Source organism: Pseudomonas sp. 9Ag, from assembly GCF_902506445.1.
In the GTDB taxonomy this organism is placed as follows: domain Bacteria; phylum Pseudomonadota; class Gammaproteobacteria; order Pseudomonadales; family Pseudomonadaceae; genus Stutzerimonas; species Stutzerimonas stutzeri_AB.
On record NZ_LR733836.1, the window covers coordinates 1,690,645 to 1,712,388 of the forward strand.

General features: G+C 60.7%; 12 protein-coding genes and 1 pseudogene. 4 read left to right on the forward strand and 9 right to left on the reverse strand.

Features of this window, described 5'->3' with window-relative positions; genetic code table 11:
* The first annotated feature begins 15 nt into the window (after positions 1-15).
* Together ALTERO38_RS07455 and ALTERO38_RS07460 are read left to right on the forward strand one after the other, a co-directional pair.
* Positions 16-1,383, forward strand: coding sequence for a TRAP transporter large permease subunit (locus tag ALTERO38_RS07455; RefSeq protein WP_102835080.1), 1,368 nt, complete (start codon positions 16-18; stop codon positions 1,381-1,383).
* 76 nt (positions 1,384-1,459) lie between these two features.
* Entirely contained in the window at positions 1,460-2,950 is a 1,491-nt protein-coding gene (locus ALTERO38_RS07460) for a sigma-54-dependent Fis family transcriptional regulator (protein WP_102835079.1), read from the forward strand.
* 202 nt (positions 2,951-3,152) lie between these two features.
* On the opposite strand, the gene ALTERO38_RS07465 is transcribed toward ALTERO38_RS07460, so the two are convergent.
* The 3 genes and pseudogenes from ALTERO38_RS07465 to ALTERO38_RS21485 form a co-directional block, all read right to left on the reverse strand.
* Positions 3,153-3,923 carry a 3-hydroxybutyrate dehydrogenase gene (locus ALTERO38_RS07465; RefSeq protein ID WP_102835078.1) on the reverse strand — a complete coding sequence of 257 codons (771 nt, stop codon included), beginning with the start codon at positions 3,921-3,923 and terminating at the stop codon, positions 3,153-3,155.
* Between the two features lie 555 nt (positions 3,924-4,478).
* Entirely contained in the window at positions 4,479-5,651 is a 1,173-nt protein-coding gene (locus ALTERO38_RS21480; RefSeq protein WP_306109797.1) for a M28 family peptidase, read from the reverse strand.
* Positions 5,634-6,536 (reverse strand): annotated as a pseudogene (locus ALTERO38_RS21485) (LysR substrate-binding domain-containing protein); the annotation flags it as partial. The gene ALTERO38_RS21480 and the pseudogene ALTERO38_RS21485, both read right to left, overlap by 18 nt.
* Positions 6,537-6,658: 122 nt before the next feature.
* Between ALTERO38_RS21485 and ALTERO38_RS07475 the strand changes: the two are divergent.
* Positions 6,659-7,063: a RidA family protein gene (locus ALTERO38_RS07475; RefSeq protein ID WP_159967853.1), complete on the forward strand. Its 405-nt coding sequence runs from the start codon at positions 6,659-6,661 to the stop codon at positions 7,061-7,063.
* Positions 7,064-7,120: 57 nt separating this feature from the next.
* Here the strand turns inward: ALTERO38_RS07475 and ALTERO38_RS07480 are convergent, their stop codons facing one another.
* From ALTERO38_RS07480 to ALTERO38_RS07495, 4 genes are all read right to left on the reverse strand, one after another.
* Complete coding sequence (locus ALTERO38_RS07480) at positions 7,121-10,003, reverse strand: hybrid sensor histidine kinase/response regulator (RefSeq protein WP_159969655.1); 2,883 nt, start codon at positions 10,001-10,003, stop codon at positions 7,121-7,123.
* A 480-nt stretch (positions 10,004-10,483) separates the two neighbouring features.
* The gene (gene pgm / locus ALTERO38_RS07485; protein ID WP_159967854.1) at positions 10,484-12,148 is read right to left on the reverse strand and encodes a phosphoglucomutase (alpha-D-glucose-1,6-bisphosphate-dependent); all 1,665 of its coding nucleotides are present in this window, start codon (positions 12,146-12,148) and stop codon (positions 10,484-10,486) included.
* Positions 12,149-12,372: 224 nt separating this feature from the next.
* Entirely contained in the window at positions 12,373-12,966 is a 594-nt protein-coding gene (locus tag ALTERO38_RS07490; protein ID WP_159967855.1) for a LysE family translocator, read from the reverse strand.
* A gap of 104 nt (positions 12,967-13,070) precedes the next feature.
* Positions 13,071-13,910, reverse strand: coding sequence for an AraC family transcriptional regulator (locus ALTERO38_RS07495; RefSeq protein WP_159967856.1), 840 nt, complete (start codon positions 13,908-13,910; stop codon positions 13,071-13,073).
* Positions 13,911-14,172: 262 nt separating this feature from the next.
* On the opposite strand from ALTERO38_RS07495, the gene ALTERO38_RS07500 reads away from it, so the two are divergent.
* Positions 14,173-16,695 carry an EAL domain-containing protein gene (locus ALTERO38_RS07500; RefSeq protein ID WP_256663811.1) on the forward strand — a complete coding sequence of 841 codons (2,523 nt, stop codon included), beginning with the start codon at positions 14,173-14,175 and terminating at the stop codon, positions 16,693-16,695.
* 64 nt (positions 16,696-16,759) lie between these two features.
* On the opposite strand, the gene ALTERO38_RS07505 is transcribed toward ALTERO38_RS07500, so the two are convergent.
* Together ALTERO38_RS07505 and ALTERO38_RS07510 are read right to left on the reverse strand one after the other, a co-directional pair.
* Positions 16,760-18,868 carry an ATP-binding protein gene (locus tag ALTERO38_RS07505; protein WP_159967858.1) on the reverse strand — a complete coding sequence of 703 codons (2,109 nt, stop codon included), beginning with the start codon at positions 18,866-18,868 and terminating at the stop codon, positions 16,760-16,762.
* Positions 18,869-19,149: 281 nt separating this feature from the next.
* On the reverse strand, positions 19,150-21,735 hold the full coding sequence (locus tag ALTERO38_RS07510) for an EAL domain-containing protein (RefSeq protein ID WP_159967859.1): 2,586 nt from the start codon (positions 21,733-21,735) through the stop codon (positions 19,150-19,152).
* Between the last annotated feature and the right edge of the window lie 9 nt (positions 21,736-21,744).

The window sequence follows — 21,744 nt, forward strand, 5'->3', positions numbered from 1 at the left end:
GGAGTAGCCGTAATCATGGGTCTGGAAGAAATTCTCGTCATCAGCATGTTCGCCACCTTCATGGGGCTACTGCTGCTTGGCTTCCCGGTCGCCTGGTCACTGGCCGGCATCGGATTGTTGTTCGCGGTACTCGGGCACGTCATGGTCGAACACTTCGATGCTGACCTCTGGTTCACCTGGGACGGCACCATTGGGGTACTGGACGCACGCATCTACGGCATCGTCGCCAATGAGCTGATGGTTGCCCTGCCGCTGTTCATCTTCATGGGCATCATGCTCGACCGCTCCGGCATCGCCGAGCGGCTGATGCACAGCCTGGTCCGGGTGCTCGGTCCGTTGCGTGGTGGTTACGCCGTAACGGTCGTGCTGGTGGGCATCCTGCTGGCCGCTTCTACCGGTATCGTCGGCGCCTCGGTGGCCTTGCTCGGCATGCTCTCGATCGGGCCGATGCTGCAGGCCAAATACAACAAGAGCCTTGCCGTCGGCACCGCTTGTTCGGTCGGTACGCTGGGCATTCTGATTCCGCCTAGCATCATGCTGGTCCTGATGGCCGACCGACTCGGCACCTCCGAAGCCTCGGTGGGCAAGCTGTTCATGGGTGCTCTGGTACCAGGGATGATGCTGGCCCTGATGTACATCCTCTACATCGTGGTGGTGTCGTGGCTGAAGAAGGACTTTGCGCCTGCTCCTGCCAATCGCCAGAAGCTTGATGCCAAGGCGCTGATCGATGTGTTCTGGGCAGTGGTGCCGCCCTTCGTCCTGATTCTGGCCGTGCTCGGCTCGATCTTCTTCGGTATCGCTACAACGACGGAAGCGTCTGCGGTCGGTGCGTTTGGTGCGGTGCTGATGGCGGCCCTCAGCCGCAAGCTGAACATGGCGGTATTGAAGGAAGCGCTCTACCAGACCAGCCGCACCTCGGCATTCATCTTCGGCATCTTTATCGGCGCCACGGTGTTCGCCGCAGTGTTGCGCGGCCTGGGCGGTGATGACGTGATCCGTGCCGCGCTCACGGGTTTGCCGTTCGGTCAGACCGGTGTGCTGCTAACCGTACTGTTCATCACCTTCCTGCTGGGCTTTTTCCTGGACTGGGTGGAGATCACGCTGATCATCCTGCCGCTGGTTGCGCCGGTGCTGTTTTCCATGGGTGTCGACCCGCTCTGGTTCGCGGTGCTCTTCGCGCTGTGCCTGCAAACCTCCTTCCTGACTCCGCCCGTGGGCTTCGCGCTGTTCTACATCAAGGGGGTCTGCCCTCCGGAGGTCACGACGCGGGACGTCTATCTCGGCGTTATGCCCTACATCCTGATCCAGCTGCTCGGCCTGGCCTTGGTGTTCTTCTTTGCGCCGTTGGCGACGTGGCTGCCCAACGAGGTGTACGGACTCTGAGCCCGGACCGGCTGCCTTGCCCACGGCAGCCTGCGCCTTCCATAATCGGCCGAACCTCACCGGACAGCTCGAACCCATGGCAATCGCCCGCAACGACCTTGACCTCAACGGCCTGACCATCGGCGTATCTCCCGAACGCTTCCGGGCGGTGGCCATGCCGCTGCTGTTCGACCACCTCAATGCCCAGTGCGAAGGCACCATCGCGGTCAATCGCCAGGCGCGTATCGTCTGGATCAATGACAAATACGCGGAAAAGATCGGCATCAGCGACCCGCGCAGTGTTCTCGGCAAGGAAATCGAAGAAGTGCTGCCCGCCAGCCGCTTGCGTGAAGTGGTGGAGAGCGGCCAGCCGAGCATGCTCGATCTGATGGCCTTCGGCAGCGAGCATTTTGTCGTGACGCGAATCCCGCTTCGTGACGAGGACGGCACCCTGGTCGGCGCCCTGGGTTTCGTGCTGTTCGACCGGGCCCGGCACCTGAAGCCTTTGATGTCCAAGTTCACCACGCTGCAGACGCAGCTGGTCGCGACCCAGAACGAACTGGCCAAGGCTCGCCGGGCGCGCTACACCATTGCAGGCTTTATCGGCACCAGCCCGGCGGCCAGTGAAGTTAAACGTCAGGCTCGTCGCGCCGCACAGCTGGACGCCACCGTGCTGATCCGGGGAGAGACCGGCACCGGCAAGGAGCTGCTGGCTCAGGGCATTCATAACCTGTCGCCGCGCGCCAATGGGCCTTTCGTTGCCGTCAACGTCGCGGCGATTCCAGAGACATTGGTCGAAGCCGAGCTGTTCGGCACCGCGCCTGGCGCCTTTACTGGTGCTGATCGCAAGGCACGCATCGGCAAGTTCGAAGTGGCCAACGGCGGCACACTTTTTCTCGACGAAATCGGCGACCTGCCGTTGGCCCTGCAAGCCAAGCTGTTGCGGGTGCTGCAGGAGCAGGAAATCGAGCCACTGGGCTCCAATCAGGTCAAGCCACTGAACGTGCGGGTGATCGCCGCCACGCACATTGATCTGGAAGCCAAGGTCGCTGCCGGCGAGTTTCGCGATGACCTCTATTATCGACTCAACGTGCTGGCGCTGCAGGTGCCGCCGTTGCGCGACCGTGCCGCCGACATACCCGCCGTGATCGAACATCTGCTCGATGACATTGCCAACCGCTCCGGGCAGGCTCCGATGGAACTTGCGCCGAGCGCCATTGCATTGCTCTGTAACCAGCCCTGGCGCGGCAACGTGCGCGAATTGGGCAACCTACTAGAACGCGCACAGCTGAGCGCGGATGGCACACCGCTGGAAGCGCGCCATTTCCTGCCGCTGTTGGGCGCGAAGACTGCCGCCGCGCCGCAGGCTGCGTTCACCCCCAGTGAGCCGATGCTTGCTGAACCCACACCGGAACCCAACGCCCCCCTGCAACTCCTCGCAGAGAGCATCGCCCAGGCCGAACGCCGCGCCTTGCAGACCGCCCTGCTCGCCTGCAAAGGCAACCGCCGCCGCGCAGCGGTCGAGCTGGGCATATCCAGAGCAAGCCTGTACTCAAAGCTTCAGTTGCATGGCTTGAGCGAGCGCTGAAGTCACGCCGCAAGATCATCGAGATACGCCACGAACTCGTGGACAGGTCAAAGCGCCGCTGCACGCGGTCGGCTGCTTCGTCCCAAGCGGTCAAGAAAACTTGCCGCAGGGTGTGAGCGATCGAGTCTCCCCGTCCGCACCCTGCGACAGCTCAGCGGAACCGGTTGGAACCGTACCGCTGCACCATGGTTTTTTCAGGCAGCTACTGCGCGACCCAGCCTCCATCCATGTTCCAGGCGACACCACGCACCTGAATGGCGGCATCGCTGCACAGGAAAAGCGTCAATTCACCGAGTTGCTCGGGCGTCACGAAGTCCAGTGACGGCTGCTTCTCCATCAGCAACTCACGCGTTGCACGCTGGGGGTCGCCATGGGCTTTGGCAATGTTGTCGATCTGCTGCTGCACCAGAGGCGTCAGCACCCAACCCGGGCATATGGCGTTGCAGGTTATTCCGGTAGTGGCGGTTTCCAGCGCGACACTTTTGGTCAATCCGACCAAGCCGTGCTTGGCCGCCACGTAGGCAGACTTCTGAGCCGAAGCCACCAGCCCGTGGGCCGAGGAAACGTTGATGATCCGCCCCCAGTTGCGCTGCCGCATACCGGGCAAGGCCAGGCGGATGGTGTGAAAGGCCGAAGACAGATTGATGGCGATGATGCTGTTCCAACGCTCTGCCGGAAAGCTCTCGATCGGCGCAACGTGCTGAATACCCGCGTTGTTCACCAGCACGTCCAGGGTGCCGAATTCGCGTTCGGTCTCGGCGACCATTTCCGCAATCTGATCGGCGTCCGACACGTCAGCTGGGTGATGCAGGACGCGGGTGCCATACGCTGATACTTGCGCAACGGCGGCATCGACATCGCCAAAACCATTGAGCATCACATTCGCGCCCGCCTCCGCCAGCTTGCAAGCGATGCCGAGCCCTATTCCGCTGGTCGAGCCAGTTACGAGAGCCGATCGGCCGTTGAGTTTCATACTGGCCTCCGCAGGCGCACAGCGTCACCTATAGCGGCGCGGGACATATCGCGCGCGCAATACACAGCATGAGCCATCAAGAGTAAGACGGAGACAGACGACACAAAGCAGACTGACGCGTCAGCAGATTCGGGACGGGGCTTCATTGCAAGATTCCTTATTGTTCTGGCGCCACATTTGGCGGTCCGGTTCGCTGAAAGATACCGAGCGAACAGGCAAGACCCAGACAACGGAGCGAAAGCCGTGCCAATAGGTTGGATGAGCTATAAAAGCCTCAGGCGTCCCTGAAATCGCCACGTTGCAGGGCTTTTTAAAAGGTTCCGTGACTCAACGACAGCCGACCCGATGTCTAGGAATCTGTACATGCGTACCCTGGCATACATAGCGCAACGCCAGTGTCCGATTGGCTGGACGCCCTTGCGTTCAATGACGCCGAAGGGGTGAGGTGCTTGGTCTGATTGAGCCTGAGACAAGCAGAGCACCCATGTTTGCTGCTTCGCCTTGGCTCAGTTGCGCCTGTGACGGCGAGAATCCGGCCAGCTGCGGCCAGCCTGTTTACGCTGCATTCAGTAGGTACTCGATGAGCGTGCGCGCACAGGCGTGCATACCGCCATCGGTAATCAACTCGTAGCCGTGCGTATTTTCCGTTGGAATAGCCAGGCAGCCGGCTTGAGGCGAAGAGCCCGAGCTGAGCACTGCGCTGGCATCGGAGGCAAAGCCGGGCATCAGCGCCGGTTGAGGGGTGTAGCCACAGCGGATGGCCGCGCCCAACAGGTCATCGGAGACGGACTTGGTGTACAGGCCCTTCTCGTCCCCGGTAAGGATGACCGGGTCCGCGCACAACCGCGTGCCGTACTCTTGCGCGATGGGTCCCACTTCAACCGCGATGCACACCACGCCCGGCAGTGTTCGCGCCGCGTACTGCGCGCCCGAGTTGGTTTCCTCTTCGTTGGTGGTCAACACGAAATACAGGTCCTGTTCGAGCTCGCCCTTGCGCTCAGCCAGCGCCTCGGCTGCACGCAGAACGGCGACCACCGGCGCCCGGTCATCGAGGAAGTGGCCGGCAATGGCGTCGTGTACGCGGAATGGTCGACGCCAATGTTGACTCAGAACGACCCGAGTGCCCGGTCTTACGCCCATTTGCGCCAGCTCGTCTTTGGTTCGCCGGGTGATGACGTGTACATCGCGCCACTGCACATTGCCGCTGAGGATATCCATCGACTGGGTCGATTCGGCTGTCCCGTGCATGGTGCCAAACGACAGCACCCCCGGCAGATTTTGCGATTCGCCCATCACATCGACCGGACACATCCCGAAGTTCACCGGAAAGGCCCCTCCCAGCGCAACGACGTGAAGCCGCCCATCGTCGCCGATGCGTTTGACCACCATGGCGATCTCATCCTGATGTGCCATGACCCGAATCGCTCGTGACTGCGCCGTTTCTCGCGCCACGTTTGCTGCACGGATCACCCCGATCAGGTTGTTCGCCGCATCTACCCAGACCTCATCGCAGCTCGCTTCAAGTTCCGCGCGGCACACCGCCCGGACTTCCTCTTCCTGGCCGCCAGGCCCACGGGCCAGCAACAGTGATTCAAGCAGTGAAAAATCCGCCTCGACCGACATGCACCCTCCTGTTCTGTCTACTCCTCGGTGTGACAGCAAGGCATCCGCAGGGTGCGGCAGTGGTTTCGCGCGCTCCCGACGCGCAACCGGCGCTTGCTGAGCCATCAGCTCAGCGATCCAGTCGATGAAGACGCGCACCTTCAGGCTGACGTGCCGGTTCGGTGGGAAGGCGACATACAGCGGCATCGGCTCAAGGCGCCAGTCTTCAAACAATGGCACCAAGTCGCCGTTTTCCAGATGAGCGTGGGACAGGTAGTCAGGCAGCCATAACACACCCAATCCCGCCAGGCCGGCAGCCAGATAGGCGTTGCCGTCGTCCACAGAAAGCACGTAACGACCCATGACGCTGACGCGTTCGCCGTCGCGATGCATGGCGTAGGGAAAGACCTTCCCGGTGCGCGCCCACAAAAATCCCACGATGCGGTGATGCGTGTCCTCCAGCTCACGTGGATGGGACGGCGTTCCTGCTCGCTCGAGGTAGCTGGGTGCGGCATAGACCCCCAGCTGGAGGTCGCCAATGTGCCGAGCCATGAGTGACAGGTCGGTGAGTTCACCCCCGCGCACCACGCAATCGACGTTCTCATTGATCAGATCCACCATCCGGTCGCTGACACCCAGGTCCAGCTGAATTTCCGGATACCTCGCATGAAAGGTGGGAAGCGCTGGTATCAGGATGGAACGCGCAAACGGGCTGGGCACGTCCACCCTGAGGCGACCACGCGGCGATGTCGACGCACTGGACAGGCTGGTTTCGGCATCATCCAGATCCGCCAATAACCGCACCACGCGCTCGTAATACGCGGCACCATCGGCGGTGACATTGACTTTGCGTGTCGTTCGGTTGAGCAGCTTTACGCGCAGCCGCGCTTCGAGCTGTTGCACCAGTTGAGTCACGCTGGTTTTGCTCAGGTGCAGTGTGTCGGCAGCTCTGGTGAAGCTGCCGGTTTCGACCACTCGAGCAAAGGCCTGCATCGCGACAAAGCGGTCCATGTCGGCTCCGGGCGCTGGGATTGTTTGGAATTTGAGAACAGTGCTTAACAGGCTGGCGAGTTTATCCCTACAACGGGCAGCTCTACAGTCTCCATCGAGATCAACCGACGCAAGAGGCTCTTATGAACACACGTGACGTGGTTTTCCCTGCTGGGCGACAAGCACTTTATGAGCAGAACCGTTACTCGCCGGCCGTTCGATCCAATGGAATGCTGTTCGTATCGGGCCAGGTCGGCAGCCGCGAGGACGGATCGCCGGAACCTGAACTCGAAGCTCAGGTAAGACTCGCCTTTGCGAACCTGAACGCGGTGCTCAAGGCTGCCAGTTGCACGTTTGACGATGTGGTTGACGTGACCGTATTCATGGTCGACCCACAGGCCATTTTCGAGCGAGTCTGGAGCGTTGTGCCGGAATATTGGGGCAGCGCGCCGCACCCTACCGTGACGGCCGTTGGCGTGACCTGGCTGTATGGGTTTCAGTTCGAAATCAAGGTGATCGCGAAGCTGCCCGGGTCATCTACCCACTGACGTCAGCCTTCAGACAGGCGCAAGCCGCCATCGTTAACGGTGCTCCCACCCGACAGGCTACAGAATCATCAGCCCCTGAACCCTGGTGGTAAGCGTGTCGATAGCGAACGGCTTCGTCAGCACCTGCATCCCTGGCCCAAGCGTTTGATACCCAAGGGCTGCGCTCTCTGCGTAACCGGTGATGAACAAAGTTTTCAGATCGGCACGGACTTCCCGGCCCGCATCGGCCATCTGCCGTCCGTTCATGCCGCCGGGCAAGCCGACGTCTGTGATGAGCAGATCGATGTTGACGTCCGATTGCAGCACCTTGAGGCCGCCGATGCTGTCGGCCGCTTCAATCAGCGTATAGCCAAGTTCGCCCAGGACATCCATGAGAAACAAGCGCACGGTGGGTTCGTCATCGACAATCAGAATGGTCCCCCTGGCTTCGCCGAGGACACTATCAGTGCACGCCGGGACAACTACTGACTCGCTCACATCACCCCTATAGCGCGGCAGGAACAGTGACACCCGGGTACCGCGCCCGACCTCTGAATCAATACGAACCTGACCACCAGACTGATTGGCGAAGCCATAGATCATCGACAGTCCCAGGCCTGTACCCTGACCGATCGGCTTGGTCGTGAAAAAGGGTTCGAAGGCCTTGGTAATCACTGCAGGCGTCATGCCCGTTCCGGTGTCGGTAACGCTCAATGACAGATATTGGCCTTCAGGAACATCGTAGGCACGGGCCGATTCGCCCTCGAGCCATCTGTTGGCCGTCTCGATGGTGATCCGTCCGCCGTCCGGCATGGCATCGCGTGAATTGAGGCACAGGTTGAGGATGGCACTCTCAAGCTGGCTGGCGTCGACGGACGCCGACCACAGGTCATCTGCACTGACAGTGTTGACCTGGATGCCAGGGCCGACCGTGCGCTGAATCAGCTCTGTCATACCCTCCACCAGCAGATTTGCGTCGATCGGCCGTGGATCGAGCGTCTGCCTCCGTGAAAACGCCAGAAGCCGGTGGGTCACACTGGCTGCGCGTTTTGCAGCGCCCTGGGCGGTCGCCAGGTATCGGTCGATATCGTCCAGACGGCCTTGGGACAAACGCAGGCTCATCAGCTCCAATGCACCCGAGATACCCGCGAGCAGGTTGTTGAAGTCATGGGCGAGCCCGCCAGTGAGCTGTCCGACTGCTTCCATCTTCTGCGCCTGTCGCAGCTTGTCTTCAGCCTGCATCAGTGCTGCAGTCCGGTCGGCCACACGTTGTTCCAACGTGTCATTGAGCGTTCTCAGTGCTGCGGTTGCCCGGTCGCGCTCTGCCTCGATCGACCGCTTGTGCTCGACATCGATCAGAACGCCCGGGAAATTTTGAGGGGTACCGTCCAGGGCATGATCGACACGTCCATTCGCCTCTATCCAGTAGTACCTGTCGTCAGCACGCCGTACCCGGTATTGGTGGGCATAGGCACCGCCGCGGGAAATTGCTTCCGCAATGGCAGCCTGCAGTCCTTCCCGGTCCTCGGCGTGCACAGTGGCGATGACCTGCGCAAGGCTCAGACCTTCACGACCTAAAGCCGGGTCGAGGCCGAAGGCACGGGCAAAGCCTTCATCGACCGTGAACCGGTCGTTCGGCAGATGCCAGTTCCAGGTGCCGATGATCGCGCCCGCCGCCAGGGCAAGCTGAACGCGCTGAATGTTTTCTCGCGCCAGCGCTTCACTGATGCGCAGACGCTCTTCGGCAGCTCGCCTTTGCGTGACATCGCTGAATAGAATCGCGATCTGGCGCTCGGCGGGGTCTCCGACCCGAACCGCCCTGACATCGAACCAACGCTCGAATGCTTCCGCATAATTCTCGAAACTGGCCGGTTCACCGGTTTTGGCAACATGGCCGTAGGTTTCAAACCAGAACTGCTCCAGCTCCGGGGCGAATTCAGTAACCCATTTGCCTCTCAGATCGACGCCAGCCTGCCGTTCGAAGGCTGGGTTGGCCTCCAGGAACATGTAATCCACGGGCTGATCATTGGCATCGAATTTGACCTGAACAATCGCGAACGCTGCTTCGATCGTTTCCAGAATGGTCCTGAAACGCTCCTCACTCTGACGTAACGCTATTTCCACGGCGCGCAGGCGCGTCAGATCAAGCATCGCCCCAATCATGCGAACCGCCCGACCTGCAGCGTTGCGAATGACCTGGCCGCGGTCGATTACCTCGGCGTATGTGCCGTCCTGACGTAGAAAGCGGTACTCATCTGTCCATGTGGCCCCGTTTCCATCGATAACGGCGTAGATCGATGAATGAATCCGTGTGCGGTCGTCGGGGTGGATGCGGCCGATCCACCACTCTGCCGCATTGTCGACGTCCGCTAGCGAGTAGCCATACGCCTGTTCCAACGCTTCGTTCCAAAGCACTTGGTTGCTGCTCAGATCCCAATCCCAGATGGCGTCATTGGTAGCTTCTGCAGCCAGGCGATAGCGCTGTTGGGATTCCTCGATAGCACGGCCCGCCAGTTGTTCGCTGGTTCGGTCCTGGAGCACTTTCATGTAGCCGATGTGGCTTCGATCATCGGCATACAGCGGCGACATTGCCTCCGACATCCAGTACTGCTGACCATCCTTGTGCAGATGCCAACGTTCATGGGTCATGCGACCCTGGTGGAGGGCATCGTCCATTTCCTGTTTGGCCCGATGCGTGGCTCGATCGGCGGCCGTAAAGATACGTTCGATGCTCTGGCCGATCATTTCTTCCGCGCGCCACCCCATCACCCGCTCGGCGCCCGCATTCCAGTCGGTAACGACACCGGCCGGGTCGGTCAGGATAATCGCCAGCTCGTCGAGGTTGTGGAACACCGCAAGTCGGCGTGCGTCGTTACTGACACCCGCGCCCGAGCTGGTAGCAGTTTCCCCGGCAGGTCCCTGCACCTGCGCCGGACCGTTCGCGCTTGTCGCCTGAGTCATCATTCCGGCAGCCGGCTGCGGGAGATCGGGGCACGTCTGCTGCTCAGCATTGGTTCCTGCCTGTTCGAGCAGCGTGCGCAGGCGCTTTATCTCTGCCTCAAGCGCCTCTCGGGTATGGTCTTTCAAGCGATACCTTTCTCTCTGATGACGGCGGCGGCCAATCTCCGCGACCTGCTGGCTAGATGACCTGTTGGCCTTATTCAGCCTTCATACAACACAAGCACAATCACCCCGGCTTTGGCGGAGCGAGCCCAAATGCACGTCAGGCCGCACGACAACCTGATTGCATCCACCGCCATTACACCGAACGCGTTCACAGCCTCAGCTGGGAATCGTGCCCCAGCAGAGGTGTGTGCTTTAGGCCGCGTCGACAGTAAACGGCTTCGCTGCCAGGAGCTGGCGTTTAAGTCGCACAAAGCAAACGCCTGCTCCGTTCAAACCAACCTGCAACACCTTGCCGCCCTGGCAGTGCAGAAACTCTTATCCTGCGAGCACGTTGTCGACCAGCGCCTTGGCCTCGTCCTGAATGCGCTTGAGGTGAGCGTCGCCCTCGAAACTCTCCGCATAGATTTTGTAGACGTCCTCGGTACCGGACGGCCGCGCGGCAAACCAGCCGTTGTCGGTTACCACCTTGAGGCCGCCAATGGCAGCGCCGTTGCCTGGAGCTTCAGTAAGGATCTGGGTAATTGGCTGACCCGCCAGTTCGCCCGCCGTGACCTGGGACGCCGAGAGTTTGCCGAGTTTGGCCTTCTGCTCACGGTTGGCAGGAGCATCGATACGCTGATAGACCGGAGCGCCGAAACGTTCGGTCAGCGCCTGATAGCGCTCGCCTGGGTCCTTGCCGGTCACTGCGGTGATCTCTGCCGCCAGCAGGCCGAGGATCAGGCCATCCTTGTCCGTCGACCAGGCGCCACCCTGCTTGCGCAGGAAAGACGCGCCAGCGGATTCCTCACCGCCGAAGCCCAGGCTGCCGTCCATCAAACCGTCGACGAACCACTTGAAGCCCACCGGCACCTCGACCACCTTGCGGTCGATGCCTTTGGCGACGCGGTCGATCATCGAAGACGACACCAACGTCTTGCCGATGCCGGCAGTGGCGCTCCACTCGGGGCGATGGGTGAACAGGTATTCGATGGCAACCGCCAGGTAGTGATTGGGGTTTAACAGACCCACCGAGCGCGCGACGATACCGTGGCGGTCGTGGTCGGTGTCGCAGGCAAAGGAGACGTCGAAGCGGTCCTTGTTCTCGATCAGACCAGCCATGGCATGCGGTGAACTGCAGTCCATACGGATCTTGCCGTCCCAGTCCAGGCGCATGAAGCGGAAGGTGGGATCCACGCGGGTCGAGAGCACCTCAAGCGGCAGGCTGTAGCGCTCGGCAATGCGCGTCCAATAGTGCACGCCAGCCCCGCCCAGCGGATCGACGCCAAACTTCAGCCCGGAATTACGGATCGCTTCGAGATCGATCACCTGCTCCAGGCCGCTTACATAGCTGTCGATGAAATCGAAGCGCTGAGTAGTGGGCGCCTTGAGCGCCTGGGCGTAATCCATTCGCTGGACGCCCTTGAGCCCGGCGACCAGCAGCGCATTGGCACGCTCCTGGATCCACTTGGTCACGCCGGTATCGGCCGGGCCGCCGTTGGTGGGGTTGTATTTGAAGCCGCCGTCAGCGGGCGGATTGTGCGACGGCGTGATGACAATGCCGTCAGCCAGGCTGCTGCTGCGACCGGCGTTGTACTCGAGAATGGCGTTGGAAATAGCAGGCGTCGGCGTATAGCCCGGCTCGCCGTTGGTTTCGCTGCAGCCGGCGTCGATGCGTGTCTCGACGCCGTTTGCCGAGAGCACTTCCAGCGCCGATACGAAAGCGGGCTCGGATAGCGCATGGGTGTCCATGCCCACGAAGATCGGGCCATTTATGCCCTGCTCCCGGCGATAGTCACAGATCGCCTGGGTGGTCGCCAGGATGTGCCACTCGTTGAAGCTCGCCTTCAGCGAGGAGCCGCGATGCCCGGAGGTGCCGAAAGAAACCTGCTGCGCCGGATCGGACGGATCTGGTCGCTCGCTGTAGTAGCGCGAGATCAGGCGCGGAATGTTGGTCAATGAATGTTCTTCCGGGAGGCGTCCTGCGTTGAGGTCGATGCTCATCTATCGTTCCTTTGAAGGTAAGTAGGTCGCCTCAGGCAACAGCGCCGCACGGGAGGCAATCGAAAACCACGACCGGTGGTGGTCATTGTCTAGGCGCTTCGACCCTCATAGATCCGGCTTTGGTTCCCCAGCCGTCACGATGAAAGTGCAAGCGTCCCGTCGGCGCATGATAGTTGCCTTTGCGAACCAGGCGTAGCGCGCTAAACGCAGCCCCAGAAAACGCCTCACATCAGCAGGCTGCTCCATGCTGAGACGAGCAGCAGCAGCGCCATGGCCTGATTGAAACGCCGCAGCGACGCTCTGGATCGCAGCAGTTTGGCCGCCCCGCGACCAAGTGCGGCCCATCCAATCAGGCAAGGCATCGCTATGCCAAGAAAGATGAGCGCGTAGACCGCGTATCCTGCCAGACCTGCATCAGCGCCCGCGAATACGCTGACTACCGCAAGTGCCATCATCCATGTCTTGGGATTTATCAGCTGCAAAGCCGCCCCGCCCCATGCCCCGATGCGTATGCCGGTCGAGTCTGTATCCAAGGGCTCATCGGCGCTGCGCCAGAGTTTCCAGGCCAGCAGCGTGATCCAGGCAACGCCCAACCAGGCCATCGCATGTTGCACAGCTGGCAGCCGCATCAATATTTCGCCCAACCCCAGGCCGACTAGCATGACGATCAGCGCGGCGCTTAGGCAGGCGCCCGTCAGCAGAGGGAGAGCGGCGCGCCAACCGAAACGGGCGCTGCTGCTGAGCACGAGCATGTTGGTGGGCCCAGGGGTGATCGAAGCGACAAAGGTGAAGAGTACAAACGGGAGAAGCTGGTTCATCGCCGCCCCCCGCTAACAGGTCGGGGAGCGATAAATGAATGGGGGGCGGTGGAAGGCATGGGCAGGTCTCCATTTTCGGTCCTGCCACTTTGTGTCTGTTCGACTCAGCAGTCTGGAAGGTTTGAGCAGCTTTTTCGATACGCCGCGGGGCTGAGGCCGTAGGTCCGGCGAAACCACCGTCCGAGGTGGCTCTGGTCCGCGAAGCCCAGCTCCATAGCGACGCTCGCGGGTGCCAAACCCTGCCGCAGCAGCTTGCGAGCGGCGCTTAGCCGGAGCTGAACGAGATAGGCATGGGGTGCCAGTCCGAAGGAAGCTTTGAACGCACGGGTCAAGCGGAAGCGGTCTACCCCAGCAACAGCTGCAAGCTCATCGAGCCCTAGGTCCTGGTCAAGATGAGCATGAAGGTAATCCCTGGTCCTGATCGCAACCGAAGGTAGCGGCGCGGAAGCCTCCAGGCGCTTGCGCCAGTGCATCCGCCCCGACAACACATCCAGCAGACCGTCGAGTGCGGCATGCCGCACGATGCGTAACTCGTTGAGGTGAACGGCCTGAAATGCGTAGGCGATGTGCTTCACCAGGCCCGGCTCATCGGCAAGGGTTTCCTTGAAACTGGGCAGGCAATCGCTCGGTGCGTCTTCGAACAGCCCGCGCAGCTGGGCCTCCAGCCAATGGGGCTGCAGGTAGAAGGTCGAGTAGGTGAAGCCGCCGGGAGTCGGCGCACGGCCATCGTGGATCTCGCCCGGCTCCAGCAGAAACGCCTGCCCTACGATGCTGCTGTGCAGAGCCCTACGGCAGTGGAACTGCTGAACGCCTTGCTCCGTAAAGCCGATGAGGTAGCTGTCATGCCAATGCGGATCGTAGGCATGGCCTTCGAAATGCGCGCGGATGGTCTCGATGCCTGTTTCGGCATCCAACTTCAGGTCGATCCAGCTGCTGTCTTTCATGTCGCCCCCGGCTTCTGGCCACCGCGTATCCGACGGAGATTATCGACTCGCGGAGGAGCAGGTGAGCTAGAACGTTTGTGCAGCGATAAGAATCGCACCTCGCGCCATCGGTCGGAATCTGCCGACCAGCACAGCGGCAAGACGGGCTTCAGCCGATACAGACCGTGCAAGCGTTCTCAGCGCAACTCACTCGAGCCCGGCCATATCGATGATACGTCCCATCGCAACTAGCATCCCCAACGAAGCAGCAGGCTACACCGCCATGACCCGCCGAGCCTCACTCGGCTTCATCTATGTGCTCGCTGCGCTGTTCATAATCGTCGCCCTGGCGCTGGTCTATCTGTGCATGGAGCTGGACGAACACCAGGTACAGCACAGCGAAACAGACGCAGCCAAGGCAATGGAGAGCCGGCGAGACAAGATCGGCACCGCGCTGGCCGACTACGCTTTCTGGAACGATGCCTACAAGCATATGAGCGGCAAAGTCGATGTGGACTGGGCCTTCGAAGGCGACAACATCGGCCCGTCGCTGTTTTCCACGTACGGCCTGGACGGCGTTTTCGTTCTGGGGCCCGACGCATCGACCCGCTATGCCATCGTCGATGGCGAGTTGAGCGACGTCGAAGCGCACGACTGGATAGCCGGCGACCTGCCCGCGCTGTTGGCCAGCGCCCGCAGCCGGTCTGCCGAAGACGGTGTCACGCAGGTCTACTTTTCAGTCACAGGAATGCCGGCCGTGGTGTCGGCCGCTGTGATACGGCCGGACAGCTCGTACGATGATTTCGAACAGCTGTCCTATCTCGTCTATGTCGACGTGCTGACCGGCCCGAAGCTGAAGGTGCTGGACGAAGCATTCGACCTGACCGGCCTCACTGCTACCGTCGGCACCATTCCCGACGGCTCGAGACCCATGCTGACGCTGCAAGAAAGCATCGGCATGGCCACCACTTTGCAATGGCAAAGCGAGGCGCTGGGCAGGTCGGTGTTGGAGAAATTCCTGCCGATGTGGTCGCTGCTCGGAACACTGGTCGCCATGCTGATGTTCTGGCTGCGTCGCCGCGTTATCCATGCAGCGGATATGATCGATGAAGCCCAGCAGGCGCTGCGGGTCAGCGAGCAACGGTTCAAGAATATTTCGGAGGCGTCCTCGGATTGGATCTGGGAAACCGATTCAGAACAGCGGCTGACGTTTCTGTCCGAGCGTTTCACGCAGGTTACGGGGCTAGCCTGCCACGCCTGGATAGGGCGTCCGCTCACCGAGTTGCTGGCGTACGACAAACAGCTGATGGCAGCCATTGCCGAAGGCGGCGTCGCTGCCGGTCGCAGACCAATTCCATGTGAAATGCGCGACGACCACCAGAGCCCACGTTATTGCCAGCTCTCCGCCCGCGCCGTGCGAGTTGCAGAACAGTTGCAGGGTTATCAGGGCACTGTCTGCGACATCACCGAGGAAATCGAAGCCAAGGCGCGCATCGAGCACATCAGCCAGCACGATGCCCTAACGGGGCTGGCCAATCGTCACCGTCTGAACAACTTTCTCAACACCCGCTTGAGCGAAGGCCTGAGCGGTGACCACCCCGTGTTTCTTCTCGCTTTGGATCTGGACCGCTTCAAGCCTGTCAACGACACCTTTGGTCACGCTGCGGGCGATGTGGTGCTTCGCGAAGTGGCCAAGGCGCTCACCGGCGGCACACGGGAGACAGACCTGGTAGCAAGGCTTGGCGGCGACGAGTTCATCGTTGTGGCCACCGACTGCCGCACCCAGGAGCAGGCAGAGCGCCTATGCCTGCGGCTGATCGAGCAGATCAACCAACCTATACGAATCGGAACCAACGACGTCAGCGTAGGCGCCAGCATCGGTATCGTTTCGGCGCCCTTCGACGGGCTGACCGCGGAGGACCTGCTGCGCTATGCCGACATCGCGCTGTACGAAGCCAAGTCCAGCGGCCGTAACCTGTTCCGGTTTTACGAGCCGGCGATGAACGAGCGAATCATGGAGCGTCGCCAACTCGAAATGGACATGCGACAGGCGTTGCGCCGCCATGAGTTCCGCCTCGATTTCCAGCCGCGCTACGATGCGTCTTCACAAACCATCGTCGGTGCCGAGGCGCTGGTGCGCTGGCAGCATCCGATCCGTGATCTGCTCAGCCCGGCCTGTTTCATCCCATTGGCCGAGGAAACAGGCCTGATCGTGGAGCTCAGCGACTGGGTGCTGCGTGAAGCCTGCCTTAACGCCCTGAGCTGGGGCGATGAGCTGATGGTTTCGGTGAACCTGTCTCCGGTTGAGTTTCAGCGCAGTGATCTAGTCGACCGTATCGCAACCGTTCTCAAGAGCACGGGCATTGCGCCGCAGCGTCTTGAGCTGGAAATCACCGAAAGCGTCATGCTCGAAGATGCCGCCTCGGCGCTGACGACCATGAACGCGCTCAAGGCGCTGGGAACTCGCCTGTCCATGGATGACTTTGGCACTGGCTATTCGTCCCTGAGCTACCTTCGCAGCTATCCGTTCGACGGCATCAAGATCGACCGCAGCTTCATCTCCGGACTTGACCAGTCACAAAGCAGCGAAGCAATCGTCCACGCCATTGTCAGCATGGGTCACGCCCTCTCGCTGACCGTTACCGCCGAAGGTATCGAGACAGTTGCACAGCTTGGAAAGCTGACCGAGCTTGCGTGTGACCAGGCACAGGGCTTCTATCTCGGTCGACCCATGTCACCGCTGCTGTTCCAGCAGGTCCTGGCGGATGCGCGGGTGGAGCAAGTCGTCGAGGCCGGCGGGAGCTAAACGGCGATCAAGCCAGCAGGCACTGGCCAGCACCTGTGCCTGTGCCTGCCCTGTGCGTGAGTCTTCAAATAGCGCCCGATGCAGCCTGCGCTTCAAAGGCGGCTGAAACCGTATCTGCCAGATGCTCGAGCGTGAAAGGTTTGGTCATCATGCTCATCCCCACGCCGAGAAACTCGGATCGAATCGCCGCGTTTTCCGCGTAGCCACTGATAAACAGGACGGGCAGATCTGGCCGTTTCTGCTGGATGATTTCTGCCAGCTGGCGGCCGTTCAGACCGGGCAACCCGACGTCGGTTATCAACAAGTCCAACGCATGCAAGCCATCGAGCAGACTCAACGCCTGCTGACCGTCTTCAGCGAGGTGGACTTGATAGCCAAAGTCTCCCAGCGCCGCGGCTAGCAGCAGGCGTACCGAATCATCGTCCTCGACCACCAGGATCGTCTGCCCTTTACCGCAGGTAAAATCCACGGGTGTGATGGTCGATGTCTTCTCGACAGCAGACGTCTGCGCCAGTGGTATATACAAGGTGATCGACGTACCGGCGCCCTCCTCGCTGCTTACCGAGACGAACCCGCTGCTCTGCTGGACGAATCCGTAAACCATGGAAAGGCCCAGCCCAGTACCTTGTCCCAAAGGTTTGGTCGTGAAGAAAGGTTCGAAAATTTTCCCCAGCACAGACTCAGGGATACCAACCCCGGTGTCCGATACCCTGATGCTGACATAGCAGCCCTTGTTACCACCCAGACGAATCGCGTCTGCCTCATCGACATCAGCCCGGCTGGTCACAATCGCCAGCGTGCCCCCGTCGGGCATGGCATCACGCGCATTGATGCAGAGGTTCAACAAGGCATTTTCAAGCTGGTTGGGGTCGACCAAAGCCAGTCCAGCATTGTCGTCAAGCTGAAGCTCAAGCTTGATTCGCTCCGTCATGGTCCGTTTGAGCAAATCACCTAACGACAGGATCAGTGGGTTAACCGACGTAGCGCGGGCTTCAAGCGACTGTCGGCGGGAGAACGCCAATAAACGCTGGGTCAGGGCCGCCGCGCGGCTGGCGGACGTGTGAGCGGCGGTCATGTAGCGATCCAGATCGCCGTATTGCTGCCGACCAATACGAAGGCGCATCAGGTCCAACGCGCCGATCACACCGGTCAGCATGTTGTTGAAGTCATGAGCGATGCCACCCGTGAGCTGACCCACCGCGTCCATCTTCATGGATTGACGAAGCTGTTCTTCGGTTCGGGCGCGCTCCTGGCTCTCCTGCGTCAGCTTTTCCAATGCCTCTTCCAGCGCACGGGTGCGTGCCTTAACCTGGTACTCGAGATCATCGTTGAAACGGCGCAGCATCTCTTCGTTCTGCTTTTCAGCGTTGATGTCGATGACCACCAGAGCGGCGCCTTTGATCTTCCGCTGGCTGTCATACAACGGCACGGCATTGACGCGCGTCCACAGCTCTGGCCCTTCGTCTGGGTAGTAGCGGAAATCCGCTCCTTCCACCGTTTCTCCGCGCAGCGCACGGGCGCCGGCGAACCGATTGCGCGGTATCAGTTGACCCTCGCTGTCCAGCCCCACCCACCGTTCGGCATGCTGAGTGTCGGCAGATGGGATTCTGCGATTGGGCACATACCGCTCGTAGGTGGGATTGCTGAGTACGGTGGTCCCGTTCACGTCGATCAGGCATATGCCAACCGGAAGGTGTTCGACCAGCCTCTCTAGCGTCGCCTGCTGCTCAGCAAGTTCGACAAGGCGGTCTGCAATTTCGAACTGACGGAGCCGTGAGCGCCAAGCCATCGCCACAGTACTCAGCAGAGCTGCCGGTGTTACCGGTTGCTCAAGAATCACCAGGTCCGTTAACCATGCAGGCAACCGCTCCTTGATCGCGGTGAAGTCGTCGCGTGATTCACTCCGGGTGTCGGAAATCAGGATAAAGGGGATATCCGCTTTGTCGCTTGGCTCCGCGATGGCGCCGCCGCTTACCATCGCCGATGAAAGAAATCGGTCGGTGGCGATCACCGCACCGACACGGTGATCCAGGTGTTGGAAGAAATTGTCGCTGGAGCAGAAAGCGATCTCATAACCCTCTTCGTCCAGTAGCTGGATCAGGTGAGAGAAATCGACGCCGCAGCCAGTGCCAATCAATAGCCGCCTGGCCTCGGATGAAATGTCAGCAGTCACGTCGATGCTTTCCGGTAGTTTAGGAACAGGTGAGGTTGCCCTTCGCGTCCGTTTAGCATTTAAACGTCTGCATAGAAAAAGCCGCTAAGTAAGCGCCCGATAGTCTGAAGGGACTGCTGTGCTGGACAGCAGTGCGCCAGTCAGCCGCCGCAGCGGTCTGGCCAACGCATCTAATGTAGTGGTGTAGGCAAATGGTACAGAGCCGACCGTGCGGGCAGAAGCCACCGTGCATCTGATTCCTACAAGAAACGAGTGCAGCGCGGGCAGTAACGGCGTAAAGCTCAACTCGCCCGGCGATCGATGATGTAGTCCCCAAGCTTGGTCAGCGGCATGGGCTGGGCGAACAGATAGCCCTGCGCCTCGTCGCATGACGACCGCATCAACTGACGCAGCATATCGGCATCCTCCACACCTTCGGCCACGACGCGCATGCCAAGCGAGTGACACATTTCGGTCACTGCCTTGATGAAGTCGAGACAGTTGTCGGCCTTGCTCGAGGGGCAGAGAAATGTCCTGTCGAGCTTCACGACATCAATAGGGTACTGGCGCAAATAGGCGATCCCGGCGTATCCGGTGCCAAAGTCATCGATTGCAAGCCGCACGCCGATGGCCCCAAGGTTTCTCAGCAGCTGATGCGACGTGTCGGTGTCTTCGATTAGCCCGGACTCGGTCAGCTCCAGTTCAAGACGGTGCGTATCCAAACCGGCCGCACTTAATGCTCCACTGACTTCGCTGCACAATGTCGGCGATTTGAGCTGCACCGGTGACACGTTGACCGATAGCATCAACTCGGTACCGATGCGTTCGGTCAATTGCTGAATGTCTTTGCACGCCTGCTGCAGCACCCAGTTACCGATCTTGCAGATCAGGCCGGTGGCCTCGGCGATGGGAATGAACACTGCCGGTGAAACCAGTCCCTTGCTTGGGTGGTTCCAACGGATCAGCGCTTCCACACCGCACGGCGTGTCGTCGTCCAGGCAGATGCGCGGCTGGTAATGCAGCACGAACTCGTTTCGTTCCAGCGCTTCGCGCAAATCGAGCTCCAGCGCCATGCGGTTCTTCGTCTCGATGCTCATCTCGGCGGAGAAGAACTGCATCCCGGTGCCGCCTGCATCCTTGGCGCGATACATGGCGATATCGGCGTGCTGCAGCAATTCGTCGATGGTGGTGTCAGGGTTTGGATACAGACACATGCCCATCGATGCCGAGGGGTAGTAACGGGTGCCGAGCACATCGCAGGGCACCTGGATCGCACGCAGCAGGTCGGTCGCCAGCCGCTCGGCCGAGCGCACGCCGTCAGGTAAATGGGCCACCACCACAAATTCGTCCCCGCCCAGGCGCGCCACCAGATCACCGGATGGCAGCGCCTCGCGCAGGCGATGGGCAATCTGCACCAACAGCACGTCGCCGTAGCCATGCCCCATCGAGTCGTTCACTTCCTTGAAGCGATCCAGGTCGATCAGCATGATCATCAGCTGCTGGTTTTCCGGGATGAAATTGACCAATTCGCGCAAGTGATCGTTGAGGTAGGTTCGGTTGGGAAGTCCCGTCAAGGAGTCATGCGTGGCCATGTGGTGCAGCCGGTGCTCGACCTGCTTGCGGTCGGTGATGTCGGTCAGCCCGCCTGACCATTCCTTCATAATTCCGCGGTCATCGAAGATGGGCACGGCATGACCGGACATATGCCGATACTCGCCGTCCGCCCGACGAATGCGGTACTCCGCGCGCTTGTTGGTATAGACCGAACGCATTTCTTCCATGACGGATTCAAGCTCGGCGCGATCTTCTGGATGCACGGCCTCAAGCCAGCCCTTGCCCCGCGACTGCTCAAACGTCTGGCCTGTGAATTCAATCCAGTCAGGCTGTGGCTCGACGATGTCCACCAGCGGGCTGGTCGACCAGACCAGACTGTTAGTGGCCCTGACCAGCCCCCTGAAGCGGCGCTCGTTGGCTGCCATTTTTCGTTCAACCTTGACCCGGGCCCGGTTGGCTCGATCTCGCTGCACCACCAATGCCGCCGTGTTGGCCAGGAGGGTGATGCCTTCCTGCTCCAAAGACGATGGCGCTGCACAGACAGTGCTGTAACAGGCGATGGTGCCCATCACCTCGCCGCCGTCGGAAAGCACGGGTGTCGACCAGCAGGCACGCAGGCCATTTTCGAGCGCCTTGTCCCGGTGCGTGGCCCAGTACGGATCGCTACCGATATCCACGGCAACACTTGGCTTGCCGGTGCTTACCGCCAAGCTGCAACTCGATTCATTGGAACCGGCATCCATTTCATCTACCGCTGCGACAAAATCCGCTGGGAGGCTGGAGGCTTCAACGAATCGCAGCTTGCCATCCTCATCCAGGCGCATGATCGCAGCACGAATGGTTCCAGCCGACTGCTTTTGCGCCGAGCGGGTAAGTTCAACCAGCACCTCCGTCAAAGGTGCACCGGCCACCGCCAGCTCGAGTGAGCGCATCTGCCCTTCGGCAATCGCCTCGGAGCGGCGGCAGTCGGTCACGTCCTGGCTGATGAAGTGCAGCGCGCGTAGTTCGGGATGGGCGGTGGAGCGACCGGTCACGCTGACCATTTGCACGCCGCTGTCGCCGACCAGAACACGGCATTCGAAGCGCACCTCATTACCGGTCGAGAGCGCTATGGCGACATGTTCGGCGACCGGATCGCGGTCGTCGGGATGGATATGTTCAAGAAATTCGGTGAGCGAGGTGCTGCCTAACGAACAGGCATCGAGCGCATGGGTAACGGCTTCGACCGTCGCCTGGGTATCGCTCAGCGAATCGTCCAGTTCGACGTACCACTCCAGCAATCCAGCCGATTGCAGCGTGAAAGCAAGCCGGGATTGCAGATCTGGTTGGGCCATGCAGATTAT

Coding starts and splice junctions, on each gene's coding strand:
- ALTERO38_RS07455 (WP_102835080.1), top strand. CDS start 16: ATGGGTCTGGAAGAAATTCTCGTCATCAGCATGTTCGCCACCTTCATG.
- ALTERO38_RS07460 (WP_102835079.1), top strand. CDS start 1,460: ATGGCAATCGCCCGCAACGACCTTGACCTCAACGGCCTGACCATCGGC.
- ALTERO38_RS07465 (WP_102835078.1), bottom strand. CDS start 3,923: ATGAAACTCAACGGCCGATCGGCTCTCGTAACTGGCTCGACCAGCGGA.
- ALTERO38_RS21480 (WP_306109797.1), bottom strand. CDS start 5,651: ATGGCTCAGCAAGCGCCGGTTGCGCGTCGGGAGCGCGCGAAACCACTG.
- ALTERO38_RS07475 (WP_159967853.1), top strand. CDS start 6,659: ATGAACACACGTGACGTGGTTTTCCCTGCTGGGCGACAAGCACTTTAT.
- ALTERO38_RS07480 (WP_159969655.1), bottom strand. CDS start 10,003: ATGACTCAGGCGACAAGCGCGAACGGTCCGGCGCAGGTGCAGGGACCT.
- pgm (WP_159967854.1), bottom strand. CDS start 12,148: ATGAGCATCGACCTCAACGCAGGACGCCTCCCGGAAGAACATTCATTG.
- ALTERO38_RS07490 (WP_159967855.1), bottom strand. CDS start 12,966: ATGAACCAGCTTCTCCCGTTTGTACTCTTCACCTTTGTCGCTTCGATC.
- ALTERO38_RS07495 (WP_159967856.1), bottom strand. CDS start 13,910: ATGAAAGACAGCAGCTGGATCGACCTGAAGTTGGATGCCGAAACAGGC.
- ALTERO38_RS07500 (WP_256663811.1), top strand. CDS start 14,173: ATGACCCGCCGAGCCTCACTCGGCTTCATCTATGTGCTCGCTGCGCTG.
- ALTERO38_RS07510 (WP_159967859.1), bottom strand. CDS start 21,735: ATGGCCCAACCAGATCTGCAATCCCGGCTTGCTTTCACGCTGCAATCG.